This is a genomic window from Paenibacillus sp. Lou8.1, assembly GCF_024213565.1.
Classification (GTDB): domain Bacteria; phylum Bacillota; class Bacilli; order Paenibacillales; family Paenibacillaceae; genus Paenibacillus; species Paenibacillus polymyxa_B.
Window position 1 is genome coordinate 173,219 of the sequence record NZ_JANAVN010000014.1, and the last position, 18,721, is coordinate 191,939.

Genomic DNA, 18,721 nt, shown 5'->3' on the forward strand with positions numbered 1-18,721 from the left:
ATTTCTCCTTACCAGCGTCTTTACACCGATGAACTTTGTTGCCCTACGCGCTGCTGAAGTGCCTGCTCCAGATCTCGCAGCGTAACGGTCTCGAAAAACGCCTGTATTTTCTGCTCTGCCACGGTATATAAACCATCCAACAATGCGTCTATGTTCCTACCTACCTCACAATTATGATTGCTATCGGTATGGATGGCGAACAACGGACCTTCATCCTTGGTCGCCTCATAGATCATTTTCAGATTGATGTTTGAACTGGACATGCTTAGACGAAAGCCGCGTGCTCCAGGCGACGAATCCACCAAACCCGCTTGCTTGAGTCGGCTCATAATCCTTCTCACAACTACCGGGTTTGTATTGATGCTGGAAGCAATAAGTGACGATGTCATTCGCTCCGGTGCCCCTTCAGCCAGAAGAAGCAGACAATGGATACTAACGGAAAAATGGGTACTCATGTTAACCACCTTTATGTGTGTGCCTCATTAAATGTTTGGTAAAATGCATGTTTCCATCATACCACAATAGAGGCACTAACACAGTGCTTACTGCACCTTACTCCGGAAAATAGTCATTTTCAGGACGTACTCGCACTTTTAATTGGCGTACACTATATTCCAACTGCTTAACGATATCCTCCAGTTGACGACGGTCAAGTCCATTAAGGTCGGCGGCAGGCTTAGGTGCATTTTTCAAATCACGTATGGTTGCCTGCTGCTCCTGCCACTTGTCCATCAGGTCGGCTATATTCGCATAAAAGCGTTCGTAATCCTTGATCACTTCATCCAGAAAGGCATCCACCTCGTCCGGATCATAGCCGCGCATTTTATTCTTAAACTGTTTCTCATGAATGGAGAGCGCGTCCAGCTGAATGCCCAGTTGCTTAAACAACTGCTTTTGCTTATCCAGACGACGCTTCATATGTTCATCCATCGGTTATTCCCTCCTTAACACACTATTCTTTTTATATCACATTCTAGGCTGGGAATAAAAGTCTCTGCTGATTGCCCAGCCCTATGAACGGGTATAAAAGAGCATACGTGTCACTTATCCAGACCACGAAGGGGAGATGATCATGAACCACTTGAACGATTCGCAGCTTGCAGACCTGAAACATATGTTGTTGGAGCAGAAAAAGGATTTAGAAAAGCATTTTGAACAAAACGGTCAGGAAAACGCTCCATTGGGAGAAACACTGACAGATTCTACAGGTGAGCTCTCGTCCTATGACAACCACCCCGCTGATATAGGGACAGAAACCTTTGAACGGTCCCGTGATCTGGCGATTAATGATTCGCTGCAAGACGAGCTGGAGCAGGTCAATGCAGCCCTTCAACGGATGAAGGATGGAACGTACGGGATATGTGTGGAGAGCGGGGAAGAAATTCCTTTTGAACGGTTGCAAGCCATTCCCTATACAGCCTATACCGTCGAGCACACGCCAACTCGAGAATTATCGAATGACCGCCCGGTAGAGGAACAGGTCATGACTCCGCCACCCAAGGGTGCAGGTGAGGTTCGCCAACGAAATGCAGGACGATTTGACGATGCGGGCGCATGGGATGCCGTAGAAAAATACGGTACATCGAACTCGCCTGCAACTGCCGCCAAGCGTGATGTCACCGACTATGATGAAAATATGTAATGCTATACGCTTATGTATTCGTTCATCTAAAAAAGCAGCTTGTCCTTTGGACAGGCTGCTTTTTTATGCCTTACGGGAATACGGTGATCCCGTTTATCCAATTTCTATCCGTTTTCGACTGCGAGCTGACTCAATACAAGCGTCGATCACCTTCATATTGCTCACCGCATCTTCTGGCTCATACGGCAACGGGACACCGTCAAGCACCGCTTTAGCAAAAGCATCCGCTTGCAGTTCAAAGGAATTAAAACCTTTCAGACGTTCCTCACGCGTAACCGAACCGACGTGGACGAAAATTTGCGGTACCACAGACGTTCTTTCCCAACCGAACATTTTGGGCATCGCAATCGTACCCTTGCTACCGAGAATTTCCATGTTGGAACGGTTGGCTGCCCACATGCCACAATCGAAAGTAAGGTTGACTCCACCCGGAAATTCCAGCAAGCCGGAAGCCATCATATCGACGTTGTCATGCTCCGGGGAAAATAAGGCATGTACCGTCACTGCCTCCGGCTCCCGGTCCAAATACATACGAGCGGCTGATATTGGATAGACGCCCACATCATATAGCGAGCCGCCGCCCATGTTTTTATTAAAGCGCACATTATCTGCCTGATCGGTATTGTTAAACGTAAACGTGCAATGGATGCCGCGAATGTCACCAATTTCCCCACTATTGATAATTTCCTTAATTCTTCGATGTTTGGGATGATAGCGATACATAAAAGCCTCTGCAAAGATCACTCCTGCACGTTGACATGCTTCAATCATGCGGCTTGTCCCAGCCGAGCTAAGAGAAGATGGTTTTTCACACAAAACGTGCTTCCCAGCCTCCGCTGCCCGAATGGTCCACTCTTCATGCAGATGGTTTGGCAACGGAATGTACACCGCTCCGATTTCGGGATCAGCCAACAGTTCATCATAGCTTCCATAACTTTTTGGAATATCGAATTCCCGGGCGGCCTCAGCGGCTTTATCCGCATTACGACTAGCAATCCCAAGCACTTCTCCGCGTTCAGATTGCTGAATCGCAGGGATTACAGCGATTTGGGCGATCTCCGCAGTGCCCAAAATTCCCCATTTCAGCTTTCTACCCATCATTCTCATCCTTTCGTGGTTAGGAATAGTTGTCTTGTTCCGCTTTATGCAGCATACCTAAGCAACGGTCCAAATCAGCTTTGACCTGCTTCTTGTACAATCGTGCTTTCTCCTCCCCATCATCTGTAAAGTGATAGAGTACAATCTCCTGAAAATCCACGCGCGGGTCTGTTCCTTTCAATCGCTTGGTACGGTAAAAAACGCCTTCCTGTACCAGCTCATGCAACGCCCGGTAAACCTCGCTCTGAGGCGGAACATATCCAAAGCCACTAAACTCATCCTTCATCGATTCGAGCATCTGATATCCATAACCGCGATGCCTCTCCACCATTGTGATCAGATAAATTTTGATAAAAGCCCGCTGGGATATCATAAACGCCATTTCACAGCCTCCTCCACACCTTATTCGTGCACCTTATCTTCCATTATAAACCACTCTGCGTCCATACACTATTTCCTCTGATGAGATAAGAGTTTATGAGAACTCTCCATCCCTTGTGACCTGTTTTAAGATGGTGAGAGATATAGAATGAGGCGATATAGAGTAGTGTGCGAAGCGCTGAGAAATGATTTTATTGTTCTTTCTATTATGAATTTTTCATATGTTGAAATAATGTAACTAAAGCTAAAAAAATAGAGTTACGATTGCGAAGACTGGATTAATTGTTTTAAGGCCTCCGTATCGTTACTTGTCAAAACAGGAATATATTCTGTTATTTTTTGGATGTCCCAGTCCCACCATTTCAGTGTTTGGAGCATAGCTATAGTTTCCTCATCAAACCGATAACGAATTAACTTCGCGGGATTTCCTCCTACAATGGAATATGGCAGAACATCTTTAGTCACCACGGCATTTGACGCAATGATCGCGCCATCACCAATTTGAACTCCGGGCAAAATGCTAGCATTGTAGCCAATCCAAACATCATTTCCAACCACAGTGTCCCCTTTGTAGCCCCCACTTAAATTGGGTACACCAACTTCCCAATCTCCGCCAAACGCTCCAAAAGGAAAAGTGGTAAATGCATTGGTATTATGATTAGCGCCATTCATAATAAATTTGGCTTTGGCTGCAATCGCGCAAAACTTACCAATCTTTAATTTGTCCCCTATAAAATCAAAATGGTAAAGGACATTTTTCTCAAAATCCAAAGGGTTATCATCATCGTCATAATAGGTATAATCCCCGATTTCGATATATGGATTAACCACTACATTGTTCAAAAAACACAGACTTCTAATATTTTTCATCGGAAAAACGCTTCTTATATCTGGACCACTCATTTAGCGACCCTCCCCATATGGATGTGAACATCCAGTCTATCAGTATGTATACTATTAAACAAATGTAGATAGAAAAGTATCCCTTGGCCTTATTTCTTGGCTTTGGGATACTCTTGTGAACATATGTGATTGGGTTATCAAATCAGGCTTGCTTTTGTAAGGCTGGCGGACCTCCAGTCGGGCGAGGACGAACCCGAAGCCCCACGATCCATTTGCCCAGAGGCAAACGTGCCAGCAACCATGTTCCAGCAACGGAAAAGATCATACAGAGAACGAATGAAGCCAGCGTACGAAGAACATGACTCCAGTCTGCAAACAACGTCTCGTCAAAATAATAGGTCATACGTAGCATAAAGGCATGCATGAGATACGCTCCATAGGACAACGTTCCGATGGCCGTCAGCATACTCGCCGCACGTCCCCCCTTATGAGCAATCCACGTCGCTACCCGATAAGCTACAAAAATAGACGCAACGCAATATACAGCCATGATCGGACGCAGCAGGGACAAATAGTTAAAGGAAATAACTGTACCTCGCGGCGTCTGGAACTGACCGATCATCTCATACAGTAAGTAGCCTGTAATCACGATAAACAACGGCCAGTATATCATCTGTGCTTTGGTTACCCAAGCATTCCAACGCTTGACGTTCATCCCGGCTGCCGCTCCTAGCACAAAATAAAAGAAAAAATAGATCACATTCCGGTCAGCGTACAGGGTAAACCAAGAGGTAATGACCGGAAGCTGGAGCTTATCCATCGCTTGGTATACGGGTCCAACGGCGAACATGAGCAAAATATATAGCACGCCGAATCCAGCCAATGCAGCGGGTCGCCATTTTGACGGCAGTAGCGCAGACAAATGACGGACCGCATAACGAAACACGGGAAATAACACATAACATTGGATAATCATAACGATGTACCATAGATGATAGCTGCTTTTCCCGTTCAACAACTTCTGGAAAAAATCCAGCGGGTGAATATATCCACCACTTTGGGCAAGCTGATTTCCCAATTCGTATAAAAGAGACCATATGATATAAGGAACGATGATGTCCATGAATCTTTTACGTAAAAACGTTCCGTACTTTAAGGCTCCATCATAATTGTAAAATAACACCATTCCAGTGATAAATACAAACACAGGAACTGCAAATTTGGAACATAGCAGTAAAAGTGTCATCAATACCCCGTCCTGGATGCGCGCCCCCTGCGCAACCGCATAGTGTGCGACGGAATGCTGAAGAACAACGGCCGCAAAAGCCAGCCCTCTCAGCAAAGCGACTTCGGAAATTCTCTCTTTTTGACTCATGTCACTCTCCTGTTACATCTAGCAATTTATAAATCCAGGATTTTTGCAAAATCCTCAATCTATTATAACGACAATTCTGTAAAAATATATAGAAGGTTAAACGTGCCAACGGCATGCAAAGCATCGTTTATCTCAGGTTTATCAATGAGTAAAAATATGTAAAAGCAGCAGTCCTCCCTCTCAGGGAGACTGCTGCTGTAAAAACAACCTATATGCAAAGGAAATAGGAAAGCCTACTGTACATCACTTTCTTAACTAGCCATAAGGTGTTTACAGGTTCCTTCTAGTATCTGTGTACACATCTGTACGCGGCGTGTCCGCCACCGTATCATCATACGTTCTGTAACGATCCGCATTCAGCGAACGGTTGGTGCGGAAAATATCATAAACATCCCTGTGATGGTCAGCGGAATCCACCAGCACTAAAATCTTGCCCTGATCGACGTATGTCTCGTATTGACGTGCATCATCCTCTGGAATGCCCAGCCCGACCAGTCCACCGACCAAGCCACCTGCTCCCGCTCCGACAGCTGCTCCGGTAAGAGTAGCCGCGATAGGTCCAGCGGCAAGGATAGGTCCGATACCCGGAATAGCCAAGGCCCCGATGCCTGCCAGCAAGCCAGCGACACCGCCTACAACTCCACCTGTAGCCGCACCTGTCGCTACACCCTCCGGTGCCTTCGTGCCTGTCTCTTCGCTAATCGCCCTTAGATCGTCACGGTCACGTGTGATCACAGAAATCTCACTGCTTGGAATTCCTTTGCTCTGCAATTGTCCAATCGCACGAGACGCTTCCTGTTCTGTATCAAAAACACCGACAATTTTCTTTTCGTTATAATCGTTTAAGTTATTAGCCATGATAGTTACCTCCCAAATATTTTAGTGTTGAGTGGTTCGTTTTTCATTACCCCACTATAATGACGTTTAAACGTTTTACAAAAATTCAAAAAGTCGATTAGCATAAAATAGCTTCTATTTAACGCTTTGGCTTTGCTCTGTTGGTCGCCACAGCTTCCAGTGGATCATCCGGCCAATAATGCTTGGGATATCTGCCCTTTAGATCCTTTTTGACCTCAAAATAAGCCTCGCTCCAGAAGCTGGACAAGTCGGAAGTCACTTGGACAGGTCGCTGGGCAGGTGACAGTAAATGCAATACAATTGGCACACGTCCGCGTCCAATACGAGGCGTATCCCCCATACCGAACAACTCTTGTAGTCGTACGGCCAGCGCTGGTGCCTCAGGATTTGAATAATCGACAGGAATGCGGGAACCGCTGGGTACGCGGATATGCGTCGGCGCTTCCTGATCAAGCTGCTGCCGCTGTTCCCAATCCAGCCTGCCAAGCAGCAATGCAGCACTGTCAAGCCGTTGCAGATCGGATACATTTTTGGCTCCTATAGCAAAAGGTAGCAGCCACGCTTCCAGAGAATCCAACAATGCCGATTCCGTGCAATCCGGCCAGTCCTCAGGGGCCGAGAAGTGCATAAAAATCAAACGCGCCTGCAACTGGAGGGTTTGCCGATTCCATGACAGCAGCTTTAGACCTCGTTCACGGACACCCTGCATCAAGGCAGCAGCTACTTCCTCTGCCGGAGGTCGCTCATAGGACGTTTCCTTTAAGACAAGTGAGCCCAGCCGCAGTACTTTGCGGGCTCTCACTGCTGAGGCGGAGCTATCCCAGTATACGTTAGCTTGTTCCAACAGCATTTCACTGCAATGTTCGACCAGCTCTTGCAGTTCAATTGGTGCCGCCAACTGAATAGCACCGTCTGCTCCCTCGTCGTCCACTTCAGCGGCGACGAGATAGGACGAACGCGACATCCACTCCACTTGTCGGAGTCGCGCCCCCCGACCGCCGCTAAGCAAAAAGCGACCATCCCCCCGGCCCTGCGCGATCCGATCCGGATACGCAAAGGCCAACAGCAACCCGCAAGCCGCGGAGCCGTCAGGCTCGTCCTGCGCTGCGGCTGCTGTCGGCAGCTTGGCTAGCAGCTGCCGGCTCTCCTGCACGATACGGCGAATCACCGTATCGTCTGCTGCCCGCAGCAGGCTGTGCGTACTGCGGGCATGGGCCGCCTCGCGCAGGGCATCCAGTCGCGGGCGTAAATCCGTTCCGCCATGAGCGCGGAACGGGTCACGCTCTTGCAGCAGCGCAGCCAGACGGCTGGCAGTTGGTGCCAGGCCGAGGGCCGCAGCACGCAACAGCATGTGCCCAAGGCGCGGGTGCGTGCCCAGGGCGGACACCTCGCGCCCATGCGCGGTAATGCCGCCTGTAGTGCCATCGGCTGCTTCACCCAGGCAGCCGAGCTGGTGCAGCAGACCTGTGGCCTGGCGGTACGCCGCCTCAGGCGGGGCATCCAGCCAGGCCAGCTCGGCGGGCTCGCGCACGCCCCAGACCGCCAACTCCAGCGCGAGCGGGGCCAGATCCGCCGCGGCGATTTCCGGCCGGCTGGCATCGGGGAGCGCGGCTTGCTCCTGCGCGCTCCACAGCCGGTAGCATACGCCCGGCTGGAGGCGGCCCGCCCGTCCGCGCCGCTGATCGGCGGAGGCCTTGGACACCTTGACCGTGGTCAAACGGCTCATGCCGGTTCGCGCGGAAAATACAGACTCCCGCGATAGTCCGCTGTCGATCACCACCGTGATTCCGGCGATGGTCAAGCTAGACTCGGCAATTGAGGTGGCCAATACCACTTTTCGACTGCCCGAAGCCGACGGGCGTATTGCTTCATCCTGCTGCTCCAGCTTCATGCTCCCATACAGCGGAATGACCTTGACATGTGCTGGTAAATGCTTTGAAGCCAATTCTCGTTCCGTTCTGTGAATTTCTCTAGCCCCTGGTAAAAACACCAGCAGATCACCTTCATGAGCATGGAGTACCTTTTCTACCGTCTCAGCCGTAAAGGACTCTAATGAAATTGACGAAGGTTTGGACATATGAAAGGTTTCTACCGGAAATACAGTGCCTGGACATTCCAGCAATGGCGCATCCCCTAATAATCTACATACAGGCTCTGCCTCCAGGGTGGCAGACATGATCAATATCTTCAAATCCGGTCGCAACAGTGCCTGGCTTTGCAGGGCAAGTGCCAATCCCAAATCTGCATGCAGGCTGCGTTCATGAAACTCATCAAAAATAATCAGGCCGACTCCCTCCAACGCCTGATCATGTTGCAGCATCCGGGTCAGTACGCCCTCCGTAACCACTTCAATCCGCGTGTTTGGCCCTACCTTTGTATCCATACGAACCCGGTAACCCACGGTCTTCCCGGTGGGCTCTCCGAGCGCTTTTGCCATTTGCGCTGCTGCTGCACGCGCTGCCAAACGCCTCGGCTCCAGCATAATCATCTTTTGCCCTGCCAGCCACGGCTCATGCAGTAGCTCCAGAGGTGTTACCGTCGTTTTCCCCGCTCCCGGCTGTGCAATCAGTACCGCCGCCGAATGGGATTGCAGTGTGTGTTTAAGCTCGGGGATCACTTGCATAATAGGCAGTTGTTTATCTGTCAATGAAATCTCTCCAATGATACGCTTGATGCGTAGAATCTAAGTTTTAATTCCTTTATTATTGTGAATTTTTCATTACATGTAATTATCGAGCACTGAATAGAAAAGGTTAAGCTACCCCTCTGGAACTTCTCTTCGGTCTGTCGTGCATAATTCTTATAAATCTATTATACAGATATTTAAATTTCCCGTCTGGCCATCGCAGCTATGTAAGTTTTCTGTGTTAGCTCCTATACCTGTCGGGATGCACTCGCGGCAAGATCGTTTTATAATATAGTTTGATATGGATTGCTGAAGGACGGAACATAGAATCGAGGTCACTTTCGTATGGAATTACAGGCCCAACCCATCAGAGGGCGATTTGCCCCAACACCATCGGGATGGATACACTTAGGAAACGCTCGTACTGCCTTATTATCCTGGCTGCACGTTCGTTCCCTGGGCGGAACCTATATTTTGCGCATGGAAGATATTGATATGACGCGAGCTCGCAGCCAGTTGGCGCAAGGGATTATGGAAGACTTGCGCTGGATCGGGCTGAATTGGGACGAAGGACCCGACGTAGGCGGTCCCTACGGTTCCTACACTCAAAGCCAACGGCTGGAACGCTACCAGTCTGCATTGGAGAAACTACAGAGGCAAGATTTACTGTATCCTTGTTTCTGCAGTCGGGCCGACATTCTGGCCGCCGCCCATGCTCCACATGGACTGTCTGGTGAAGGACCCGCATATTCAGGGGCATGTCGTAACCTTAGCTCTCAAGATGTCGTAGCCAAAGCACAATATAAACTCCCTTCACTTCGCTTTAAAGTACCGCAATATCCAGATGCCGTTATTTCGTTTCATGATCAGTTAGCAGGTCATGTGGCCTTTGGTGCGGCTGAGGGGGGCGATTTTATCGTCAAACGAGCCGACGGCATGTTTTCCTATCAGCTTGCTGTCGTTGTCGATGATGCGGATATGCATATGACCGACGTACTACGCGGGTATGATCTTCTCGATTCAACGCCCCGTCAGCTATTGCTGTACCAAGCTTTGGGGTTGCAGCCGCCACGTTTCGCACACGTTCCCCTTGTCCTAGGCCCTGATGGGCGAAGGCTGGCCAAACGACATGGTGGCGTAGCACTCCGAGCTATGCGCCGACAAGGTGTCACACCGGAAGCAGTCATTGGCTGGCTCGCCTATTTTTCCGGGCTGCTGGATTCACCTGAGCCTGTGAAGGCTGTGGATTTAATCGATGACTTTCATTTGGACAAACTGCCCAAAGAACCTGTCATCCTGACGAAACAATGCCTCACAAGATTATCTGCACTGCAACGGTAATGAGGTAAAGCACGGAGATTAAAGTGTACGGGCAGGGGCATCCGCCCTTTGCTCCTCTCGCTTCTATTGCTCCAGTCGCTTACGCATAGCGGACTCATATTCATAAAATACAGATGACGTATTCAGCCCTCTTTCCTCCAGCAGCATACGGAGACGTAGTGATTTTTCAGTCAGCCTGCGACTGATCCGCTGTTGCTCTCCTGCCTCATGGCAAGCGTGAAGCAAATCACGTAGCTGGACACATTCCTTTTGTAACTGAAGCTCTTCCGGTAAAATGCCTGCATTCTTCAACAGCTTGTACGACATCCGCAGCTCCTCTGGAACATGTGACAAATCCTCGATGACCAGTGGCTTGCCCGCTCCCGGCAAATGATCAAATTCACCTTTGGCCATCGCCTCGGCAATCTTCTGCTCTGCCATTCTGGAGAACATCCCCATCACTCCTTGTTTTAAGCTTCCTATGTACAATCTATATTAAAGAAACATGGAGTCCTTTGCCACTGTAGCTTACATATCATTAGGATGTCCTGTATCCATAAAGGAGAAAGAGGGTTATTCTTCGATCCCAAGCAATTGAGATACTTGTACTCGATATTTTTTGGCCTTACGTGTTCCATGAATGAGATTAGACAAGCGGCTAGCAGGAATATGATAGGTGTCACAAAAAGTTCTCTGATCCATTTGAATTTCAACTAGCTTTTGTTTGATTTTCCAGCCAAAAGGAGTTACAGGATTTCGTTTGTTCAACAACGTTACCACCTCTTCATAAGTATAGGATTTAGAATTTTGATTGGGGTTTGGGGATTGGAGTTCGTCTTCTTCCTTTAAAAGCGCGTCTTGCACACACATTAGCTAAGATTTCATTTTGCAGGTTTGGTATTGATTCAATAGTTCATCCAGTTTCATGGATTGTTCAATCACTTTGGGATGCGTTAAAAATCCGTATTTCTTCTGAATTTGGTACAGTCTTTTTCTGGCCCGTTCGACACGAAGTAAAGTCACACCTGGATTCATCAGCATGATTCCCCCTTCTGTGTCATATCCTAATACAAAACGTAAATTTTTGGATTTTTTGAAAATTTGCTCGACAAAAAAAATGCTTCTGGAGCATTCCAGAGGCACTTTTTTGGCGTTTTATGTTTATTTAAAATGCAACAGACTCCTACAAAATGAACTTAAAATTCAACTATTGATTCACTACGCAGCCCGATATTGCTTCCCATCGTCACCGCCCCTGTATTTCCTGAATAAAGTCAGATTAAGGTTAAAATCCGTGGTAAAGGCGACCGCTTTACTTGCACAGCAACATTCTGCCTTCTTCGTTTTCCATATATATTTTATTTTATTCAACTTGGAATCAACACTGAGAAATGATTAATAACTATTAATAATAAAATAATCTTTCTTTTCGCCCTTCTCTAACTAAACTTTCATACTTTGTACACAATCTAAAGTCTGCAAATTGTTTGAACTGCTCAAATAATCTTATGCAGCTAATGAAAAAGGCTTCTTTGTTAATGACTAATGATTTAGATAAAACGTCTAGTAAGTATTTAAATCCATATGAGTAATTACCTTTATTTAAGTAGTATTTAGCCAGTTCATATTTAAAACGCGTTGATTGTTCTGGAACCACTTGATGAGTGTACATATCAGCAGATGGTTGCTGTTGGGTGATCGAATCTATCTCCGTTTCGAACTGCTTAAGTATTTCATCCACATCAACTTGAAATCGGTTAGCCGCCATCATAATATTCAACAGCTTTGTAACCATTTCTTTTTCAGAAGCATCTGGCGAAGCAGCAATATATTCAACATAATTGTTTAGTACACTTATATCTCCAGATAATAGCTTATAGGTGTAGATATTACCTTCTGCCCAATCTTGAAACTGTTTAATCCAATGCAGAGTATCCTCGTCAGTCTCTTTGACCCAATCTAAATTAGCGTAGGCGTATGTATATTGTAATGCCTGCTCATAATCGCCTTTGGCCTCATATACACTGGCACACAGTAAATCAGAATAGGTGATGTACACAAACAATGGACGGCTCAGCCTCTTTTCAAGTTCCGCAGGCTTTCGTTTTTTCTGCTGATGCTCTAATGTATATTGGATTTCCGCTTTATCTCTCATTTTTCGAGCGGTCACATCAAGCCTGTCCCACAAGCGCAAAGAACGATACACATTCGCCAAATCTTTTAGCGCATCAAGCTGGTCTATTTCATCCAGACGTTCCACGAAGGGTTCAAATAGCGTTGCTGCCTTGAGATTACGGCTCTGATCATCTCCAACTTGAATCGTGAATATACGATATTGGCAGGTGGCCAAGCGTTCAGAATGCTGATATTTCTCCACTTCTGCGACATTCTCATAGAGAGGCAGCGCAGCAGCATGTCGTCCCTGTTCAAATAATGCTTCTGCAACATCAAATAGCCTGGACGCATACAGCGGATTATCCATGATATGTCCAACCATTCGACGGATTGCATCCAGCTTGTCCAGCTCCGCACAACGATACAATAATGGCTCGATTCGCCTAAAATTCGGGGAAAGGTCAATAATGTAATTTTCTATGTATAGATCATAAAAATAGCCCTCTGGCAAATCCATAGCCACAGTAATTCGGTCTAGCTGCTGTACGGAAATAGGACGATGCTGAGTAATCCAATTACTAAGCGTTCTTTGATGAACCCCTGAATATTCGGCAAATTGACTCAATGTCATATCATTTTGTTTTAGATAATCCTCAAACTCCGCTGAAATCGTAGGTGTATGCTTCAAATCATAACCACCTTTCACATAAAAATTCCATTATTTTAAAAATCACCCTCTATTCTTCTCCATAATTAACCATCTGTCAATATATTATGCAGCTAATGTTTATAACGAAAATTCAGCATAACTCACACACAAGGGAAGATTGTGAAAACGAATAGAAAAAGTGAAATTGGATTGCCGAAATAAAAGGTTTCACAGAGTTGACATGACTATTTCATTTCTCCATATTCTTTACTATTAGTAAATGATATAGAGTTCCCAGGTAGAAACTCTGTTGAACCTTTTAATCAAATGAAAAATCCCTTGATTTTGATGTAATCAAGGGATACATAGGTTCATTTCTCTCGCTTTGATAATGCGAAGTTAATTATTTCTCCAGTCACAATTCCTGTCAGAATTGCATAGATTCCCATAGCGCTCATCTGATATCCCAAAGCGTAAAATACCCCTATAACTATTGCGTAGTTCAATAGAATCGTTGCATAACGCTTTAGAAACTTACTCATGGAAATCCTCATAAGCAACTCCCACCTTATTTTATACTTCAATTATTGTAAATGTTTGGTGTCAATTATCAACATTGTATATGTCCAATTAAAATTCCGATGTTAATTCAGCTAGCTTCTGTTCATCGTTCTTAGATAAAGCCCCACTTTCTAAAATGGATTTTTTTGTTTCTGAGTATGTATAGAGTACTGCTTGTGGCGAATCATCACCTTTACTCACAAAGTCAAAGCTTATCCCATCTTTATGCCAAACTATAGAGGAGATCAGTGTAAAATCCTTATCGGACAGATGCGTATAGCTCTTACGCTCTACATCGTATACTCCGATATAACTTGAACCTAGATCACCGATTCCAAACGCAATCTTTTTTCCATCTGGTGACCAGTTATATGCATCAATCTTTTCACTTCCTGCTCCGTCACTATTCAGCTCAAACATGTTTACAATAGTTTGAGCCCCATCAGATAAATTAATTAGAACAAGTCTACTCCCCTCATGATCGCTTACATGGAGAGATACCTGGTTGTTTTTGGATAAGGAAAGTGAATTAATTCTCAAAGGTCGTGGGTTGAGCTTGATAAGTTGCTCTCCGCGCTTACTTTTTATTTTCATAGAATCCACAACTTCATTGGCTTCGGCGGCTTCTTCCCCCTTAGCCTTAGTTAATTTTGCGGTAAAAGTAACATCTTTATTTTTCCATACAATCTGTTTTCCCGAAACTACAACCTTAGATTTATCTTGATTATTATAATATTGTGAATAATCTACAGAATTCATCTTTTTGTCAGTTGCTTTAGATGTTTCTATAGTTGCTTTTCCTTCAACTTTTTTTACACCTTCCTTTGTGTTGTTGACCTCAATATTATTCACTTTGTTCTGAGACCGTTGTTGATCTGAATTTGAACTTGCCTTATCACTGCACCCTGAAATCGCTAACGCCACTATCGCACTTACGGTGATAATCTGCACGAATTTCATAATTTCCTCCTTAATATACAGTATTCTGTTATTCCTACATTCCCTCGTAATCATATAAAGGTAAGTGCTAATAATCGAACACATAATCTAGTAATCTACTTTAAAATCAGTCACCTCTTTCCTTTCTGTCTAAATAGAATTGTATTGGACCCATTTATATATTTTACCATATATAATCCTTTTTATGTAATTAGAGTACATAATATAGCATATTCGAAAGCAACGAAAGAAAGCATTCTGGTGTTTGCTCTTCACTATTCCCATTTTTCAAGGCTTTTCGCCCGTGGGTTGCATTAAGTGAGCACCAGGAACATAGAGCGCCTTGAGCGGGCGCTTTCTCCCGAAGTAAGCGCTCTAGGGCGAGTGGATCCAGCGCATTCTATTCAGGTCTTGGATGGCGTTCTCTACCGCCTCAGAGCTGGTTAAGTGTAAGCCCGTGTCCATGTTGTGATCTGAAGCATTTCAGTCTGACGCGGAGATTCAAAAACCATATACGAAAGAAGACGCCCCTTATTCAAGGGGACGTCCAAATGAAGTGAATAATCTATTTCATTTGATCTTTCCTTACTTCTCCGGAAATAGGTACAATAATAGCTGATAATCCCGTACTATTTTTAGGTAAAGCTTGCGTTACTGGCTTCCCGCCCCCAACCTTACCATATGTGACGCTATGATCCACACGTTCTTGTAAAAAATAATATTGCGTTTTGTCTACCGGTGGTCGTTTCCCTTTTTCTTTTGTATACTTCTCTGAATCCCCTTCTACACCTTCCCAAACTAGATGTTTAACATCATCCTTAATTTCATAATAAGTGAGTAAGTTGCCTACAACAGAGTAATACCTTAAAACCTCCCCTTCAGGGAAAATATACTGATAATAAACACCCTCCTCGGTATTATTAAGTGTATTTTCATCCTTAGAAGGAAGATTTACAGCGATTTTACGTGCCGCCACCAAATCCGTACTTTGATAAAACTTCTTATATTTTTCTACTTGGTCAGCACTCCGAATAATGACAGTATTTTTGTCCGCTTTCCATTTCACCTCTGCTTTAAAGGCTTCGCTGATGAAGCGCAAAGGCACAACAACGCGATTATTGCTCAATTGAGCAGGCACATCCAAAGTAAGCATTTTTTCTCCATAAGAAGCTTCTTTTTGACCGATCGTAAGTACAAGCTTTTCTTTCACCCCAGGAGCATTAACAGTCACCGTCTTCTGGCTAGCATTCCAGACTAAATTAAGCTTAAGCGGCTTCAACGAAGCTAAAGAAACCATAGTTCTCCCTGCGACAGAAACGGGTGGAGCATCTGAATGTACCACCTCGCTGTTGATAACTAATTGAATCGACGGTGCAGCAGAAAGCGGAATAGCAAATGTTAAGAGCATGCCTAAAGTAAGCATAGATGAAAGAAAGATTTTTTTCATACCTAACTAACCTCCAATCATATGAAATTCACTAAAAATCTATTACTGCTTATGTTTTGAATCCAAGTCAAAATAAAGAACGTCCCTCGCTAAGGACGTCCTTAATAAACTGATTCGATAGTAGCTATTGTTTTCTCGTCTCATTAGGAATAGGTTGGATAATATCTGTATAGGATTTAGCTTTTGCAGTGAGATCTTTTTGTTGACCTTTATCATCTTTGTATACAGCTTTGATATTCCCATTCTCATCATTAAACATCATAATATCAGTTACCCATTCAACGTAATTATAACTTGGTCTTTGGCCAGCACTGGATACAATATCATCCAGACCATTTCCTGATGTAAATTGCCAAACTGCCTTAGCAACTCCATCCTTAATTTCAACTACCGTATTACCAGCTGACCAATCATTGTTAAAATACATGTATCTGGATGAATCCCCTCTCGGGAAAACGTAAGTATATTCTTTGTTAGCCCCCGGCTTTTCTAAAGAAGAAAGCGATTTGAAAGAAAATTGAACCGGCAGCGATATAGCAGCCTGACGAGCGGTTTGTAAATCTTCTGCCTGTAAGCTCTCTTGGTCTACCTTATAATTACCGTCTTGAATAAATAAAATAGACCGAAGCTTCTCATAGCTTGCCTTGTAGCCAAAATTCTCCGAAATAAAACGAATAGGTACCAATATCCTTCCCTGGGACACTTGGACAGGGACATCAACCTGGACTGCTTTGTTATTTTTAAATGCTTCTTTTTTGTTAGCCATTAGCTTAATTTGATCTTTGCCTTTTGTGATGAGAGCAGATTGACTTTTACTATCCCATTGATAGGTTACCCCAAGTGAAGCAAGCGTACGTATAGGAACCAAAACACGCCCGTCCTTAATAATAGGTGAAACAGCAGTTGCTATAAACTTCCCATTCACATTCACCGCGTTAACGGATATAGGATTGGCAGCATCAGCAATCGCCCAGGATTGAAACGCAAGTACGAAGAAAAACACAAACACAATAACCTTTTTCAAGATAAATTACCTCCTTTTTCAATAAGTACCCTTACATAAGACGTATGAAGTATCCGAAAAGTTTCTAATCCAGGTGTTTACCATAGTCGTCGCTTTAGTGATATACGATAGATTTTTCAAAAGAATATAATCAATCAGTAACATAGTAGAAAACATAATCACGTAAAAAAGAGCGATTTTTATCGCTCGCTCTTTAACATTCATTTATATATATATTCAGTTGATTTTCCTGTCCGTCGCTCCCTGATCTCATCAGAAAAGTTATGTACCAGCTTCTCTTGGTATATCAACGTTTTTAACTGATTATGTGATAATGAGGGGATATTTCGCACCCATGTTTCGTTTATCGCGTTTTACTTAACAGTATCAAGCCCCCATACACTTTAGCTGTGACGAAGTTTACTGCCTGGCTAGCAGGGTCCACAGCCCAAAATACATCAAAGTAACCCCCTCTGCTATTATCCGCATAAACAATGGTAGCACCTTTTACAATGCTTACTACCCAACCTGGTACTCCCAAAAACGAAAAAATACCGGTAAAAGTTCCTCCGGATATTGCGAATTCTCCCTGTACTTCATTTGGCGTTGCTACTGTACTGCTGATAACAAGCATTAGCATAACGGATGCCATTCAGGCTGATACAAATTCCTCACTTTACCACCCCCCCTAATAATAAGATATAATTGTAATAACGATACATAGAATATATATATACCACTTTTGGCACACTTTTTTTAGAAGGAGTTTTCAATTTTGAAGAATATCGCAACAATCTTAGTCGTTGGATTTTTTACTCTGGAATATTGATATATGCTTAATGGAAGGTAGAACTAAATGGTTTATTAGTCTGCTTTTTAAGCGCAGGTATAGTAGCACTAGGCTTCATTGGCTGTATATTTAATAAAAAAGTGCGTAAAAAATGAACACACTCTAAAATGAGTCCGAATCTCATGGACTCATTTTCATTCACACACTACAGCGTTATCGCATATTGCTTAGCTGGCATATGTATAAAACCCAGCATTTGATACATATGTTTATTGATGCATGAAAAATTTGTATTGGTGTAGTATAGTTGAACGAATGGAAAAAGAAGGTGATACCAATGAGTTTTGCTCTTGTATTATTTATTGCAGCTGTGATTCAATTTGTTCTGGATAAAATTATCAGCAAAACAGATGAGAAGATATCAGACACGGATGGTTTTATCCCATACAGGTGGTTCATTGTGATTGGGGGTATTGTGGTAATTTTGTCAGTTCTTTTTGTTAAAGAACCTTATAAATATGTTTGGATTAGCGTATTACTTATTCTAGTGTTCAGTGTTCGATCTATCTTCCAATGGAAATATATTCGAAGTTCACAAAAACATATTATTTCACTATTGATGATGGCCATATCTGTAGTTGGTACAATTGTTTATGTTTTAATTTAACAAAAGAACCGTACAATTTGGTATTATCCCCTTCTAGTAGACAAGAGAAAAAAGACATCTGATAAGATGGACTTAATCTTGTTGAACGTAGGGGATTTTTCATGGCTAAAAAGGGACAAACCATTCCGACAGTACTCCTTAGATGTGAAGATGGAGGCAGTCCGGTTGGTAAACGAAGAACATATGAGTAGACGGGGTTGACTCCAATAAATTCCACGTCCTCACGGCTACCGCCATCATATGACGCCTAAGAAAAAAGACCAACCAGAAATCTCTGGTTGACCTAATAATACGAAATAAAGTCCTAGACTGTCGCTGTTCCCATTAAACTAACGTTCCCCGTTAGAATTCCTGTAAAACGAATAATCTGGTCTTTGCACAAAAACGAGCGCCTCGGTACGATGGGG

The 18,721-nt window shown here is 44.2% G+C and carries 19 protein-coding genes; 3 read left to right on the forward strand and 16 right to left on the reverse strand.

Features of this window, described 5'->3' with window-relative positions; translation table 11 throughout:
* Positions 1 to 20: 20 nt before the first annotated feature.
* The gene (locus NLX78_RS19995) at positions 21 to 455 is read right to left on the reverse strand and encodes an Rrf2 family transcriptional regulator (protein ID WP_013310015.1); all 435 of its coding nucleotides are present in this window, start codon (positions 453 to 455) and stop codon (positions 21 to 23) included.
* 97 nt (positions 456 to 552) lie between these two features.
* On the reverse strand, positions 553 to 930 hold the full coding sequence (locus tag NLX78_RS20000; RefSeq protein ID WP_023988297.1) for a DivIVA domain-containing protein: 378 nt from the start codon (positions 928 to 930) through the stop codon (positions 553 to 555).
* Positions 931 to 1,072: 142 nt separating this feature from the next.
* On the opposite strand from NLX78_RS20000, the gene NLX78_RS20005 reads away from it, so the two are divergent.
* Positions 1,073 to 1,642 (forward strand): TraR/DksA C4-type zinc finger protein, encoded by a 570-nt coding sequence (locus NLX78_RS20005; RefSeq protein WP_254351356.1) that lies wholly within the window; start codon positions 1,073 to 1,075, stop codon positions 1,640 to 1,642.
* A 93-nt stretch (positions 1,643 to 1,735) separates the two neighbouring features.
* Here NLX78_RS20005 and NLX78_RS20010 read toward each other — a convergent pair whose 3' ends face one another.
* The 6 genes from NLX78_RS20010 to hrpB form a co-directional block, all read right to left on the reverse strand.
* Entirely contained in the window at positions 1,736 to 2,740 is a 1,005-nt protein-coding gene (locus NLX78_RS20010) for a Gfo/Idh/MocA family protein (protein ID WP_061830313.1), read from the reverse strand.
* Between the two features lie 19 nt (positions 2,741 to 2,759).
* A complete protein-coding gene (locus NLX78_RS20015; RefSeq protein ID WP_013310011.1) occupies positions 2,760 to 3,122 on the reverse strand; it encodes a replication termination protein in 363 nt (120 codons plus the stop codon).
* A gap of 257 nt (positions 3,123 to 3,379) precedes the next feature.
* Positions 3,380 to 4,024, reverse strand: coding sequence for a CatB-related O-acetyltransferase (locus tag NLX78_RS20020; protein ID WP_254351357.1), 645 nt, complete (start codon positions 4,022 to 4,024; stop codon positions 3,380 to 3,382).
* Positions 4,025 to 4,166: 142 nt separating this feature from the next.
* Positions 4,167 to 5,339, reverse strand: coding sequence for an acyltransferase (locus NLX78_RS20025; protein ID WP_165175564.1), 1,173 nt, complete (start codon positions 5,337 to 5,339; stop codon positions 4,167 to 4,169).
* 270 nt (positions 5,340 to 5,609) lie between these two features.
* Positions 5,610 to 6,197, reverse strand: coding sequence for a general stress protein (locus tag NLX78_RS20030; RefSeq protein ID WP_061830310.1), 588 nt, complete (start codon positions 6,195 to 6,197; stop codon positions 5,610 to 5,612).
* Between the two features lie 118 nt (positions 6,198 to 6,315).
* Complete coding sequence (hrpB, locus tag NLX78_RS20035) at positions 6,316 to 8,844, reverse strand: ATP-dependent helicase HrpB (RefSeq protein WP_254351358.1); 2,529 nt, start codon at positions 8,842 to 8,844, stop codon at positions 6,316 to 6,318.
* Between the two features lie 324 nt (positions 8,845 to 9,168).
* On the opposite strand from hrpB, the gene gluQRS reads away from it, so the two are divergent.
* The gene (gene gluQRS, locus NLX78_RS20040; RefSeq protein WP_254351359.1) at positions 9,169 to 10,164 is read left to right on the forward strand and encodes a tRNA glutamyl-Q(34) synthetase GluQRS; all 996 of its coding nucleotides are present in this window, start codon (positions 9,169 to 9,171) and stop codon (positions 10,162 to 10,164) included.
* A 63-nt stretch (positions 10,165 to 10,227) separates the two neighbouring features.
* On the opposite strand, the gene NLX78_RS20045 is transcribed toward gluQRS, so the two are convergent.
* From NLX78_RS20045 to NLX78_RS20080, 8 genes are all read right to left on the reverse strand, one after another.
* Entirely contained in the window at positions 10,228 to 10,602 is a 375-nt protein-coding gene (locus NLX78_RS20045; RefSeq protein WP_254351367.1) for a DnaJ family domain-containing protein, read from the reverse strand.
* 114 nt (positions 10,603 to 10,716) lie between these two features.
* Complete coding sequence (locus NLX78_RS20050; protein WP_061829457.1) at positions 10,717 to 10,911, reverse strand: hypothetical protein; 195 nt, start codon at positions 10,909 to 10,911, stop codon at positions 10,717 to 10,719.
* A gap of 105 nt (positions 10,912 to 11,016) precedes the next feature.
* Positions 11,017 to 11,184 carry an aspartyl-phosphate phosphatase Spo0E family protein gene (locus NLX78_RS20055; protein WP_081330748.1) on the reverse strand — a complete coding sequence of 56 codons (168 nt, stop codon included), beginning with the start codon at positions 11,182 to 11,184 and terminating at the stop codon, positions 11,017 to 11,019.
* Positions 11,185 to 11,548: 364 nt separating this feature from the next.
* Positions 11,549 to 12,946, reverse strand: coding sequence for a helix-turn-helix domain-containing protein (locus NLX78_RS20060; RefSeq protein ID WP_254351360.1), 1,398 nt, complete (start codon positions 12,944 to 12,946; stop codon positions 11,549 to 11,551).
* Between the two features lie 591 nt (positions 12,947 to 13,537).
* Positions 13,538 to 14,428 (reverse strand): TolB-like translocation protein, encoded by an 891-nt coding sequence (locus NLX78_RS20065; RefSeq protein ID WP_254351361.1) that lies wholly within the window; start codon positions 14,426 to 14,428, stop codon positions 13,538 to 13,540.
* Positions 14,429 to 14,972: 544 nt separating this feature from the next.
* Positions 14,973 to 15,854 (reverse strand): copper amine oxidase N-terminal domain-containing protein, encoded by an 882-nt coding sequence (locus NLX78_RS20070; RefSeq protein WP_254351362.1) that lies wholly within the window; start codon positions 15,852 to 15,854, stop codon positions 14,973 to 14,975.
* Between the two features lie 124 nt (positions 15,855 to 15,978).
* Positions 15,979 to 16,878: a copper amine oxidase N-terminal domain-containing protein gene (locus tag NLX78_RS20075; RefSeq protein WP_254351363.1), complete on the reverse strand. Its 900-nt coding sequence runs from the start codon at positions 16,876 to 16,878 to the stop codon at positions 15,979 to 15,981.
* 343 nt (positions 16,879 to 17,221) lie between these two features.
* Positions 17,222 to 17,509: a hypothetical protein gene (locus NLX78_RS20080; RefSeq protein WP_254351364.1), complete on the reverse strand. Its 288-nt coding sequence runs from the start codon at positions 17,507 to 17,509 to the stop codon at positions 17,222 to 17,224.
* Between the two features lie 445 nt (positions 17,510 to 17,954).
* On the opposite strand from NLX78_RS20080, the gene NLX78_RS20085 reads away from it, so the two are divergent.
* Positions 17,955 to 18,314: a DUF4181 domain-containing protein gene (locus NLX78_RS20085; protein WP_254351365.1), complete on the forward strand. Its 360-nt coding sequence runs from the start codon at positions 17,955 to 17,957 to the stop codon at positions 18,312 to 18,314.
* Positions 18,315 to 18,721: the final 407 nt, after the last annotated feature.

What these genes read in the sequence shown, in the direction of transcription:
- NLX78_RS19995 (WP_013310015.1), bottom strand. Translation starts at nt 455, where the DNA reads ATGAGTACCCATTTTTCCGTTAGTATCCATTGTCTGCTTCTTCTGGCT.
- NLX78_RS20000 (WP_023988297.1), bottom strand. Translation starts at nt 930, where the DNA reads ATGGATGAACATATGAAGCGTCGTCTGGATAAGCAAAAGCAGTTGTTT.
- NLX78_RS20005 (WP_254351356.1), top strand. Translation starts at nt 1,073, where the DNA reads ATGAACCACTTGAACGATTCGCAGCTTGCAGACCTGAAACATATGTTG.
- NLX78_RS20010 (WP_061830313.1), bottom strand. Translation starts at nt 2,740, where the DNA reads ATGGGTAGAAAGCTGAAATGGGGAATTTTGGGCACTGCGGAGATCGCC.
- NLX78_RS20015 (WP_013310011.1), bottom strand. Translation starts at nt 3,122, where the DNA reads ATGGCGTTTATGATATCCCAGCGGGCTTTTATCAAAATTTATCTGATC.
- NLX78_RS20020 (WP_254351357.1), bottom strand. Translation starts at nt 4,024, where the DNA reads ATGAGTGGTCCAGATATAAGAAGCGTTTTTCCGATGAAAAATATTAGA.
- NLX78_RS20025 (WP_165175564.1), bottom strand. Translation starts at nt 5,339, where the DNA reads ATGAGTCAAAAAGAGAGAATTTCCGAAGTCGCTTTGCTGAGAGGGCTG.
- NLX78_RS20030 (WP_061830310.1), bottom strand. Translation starts at nt 6,197, where the DNA reads ATGGCTAATAACTTAAACGATTATAACGAAAAGAAAATTGTCGGTGTT.
- gluQRS (WP_254351359.1), top strand. Translation starts at nt 9,169, where the DNA reads ATGGAATTACAGGCCCAACCCATCAGAGGGCGATTTGCCCCAACACCA.
- NLX78_RS20045 (WP_254351367.1), bottom strand. Translation starts at nt 10,602, where the DNA reads ATGGGGATGTTCTCCAGAATGGCAGAGCAGAAGATTGCCGAGGCGATG.
- NLX78_RS20055 (WP_081330748.1), bottom strand. Translation starts at nt 11,184, where the DNA reads ATGCTGATGAATCCAGGTGTGACTTTACTTCGTGTCGAACGGGCCAGA.
- NLX78_RS20065 (WP_254351361.1), bottom strand. Translation starts at nt 14,428, where the DNA reads ATGAAATTCGTGCAGATTATCACCGTAAGTGCGATAGTGGCGTTAGCG.
- NLX78_RS20070 (WP_254351362.1), bottom strand. Translation starts at nt 15,854, where the DNA reads ATGAAAAAAATCTTTCTTTCATCTATGCTTACTTTAGGCATGCTCTTA.
- NLX78_RS20080 (WP_254351364.1), bottom strand. Translation starts at nt 17,509, where the DNA reads ATGGCATCCGTTATGCTAATGCTTGTTATCAGCAGTACAGTAGCAACG.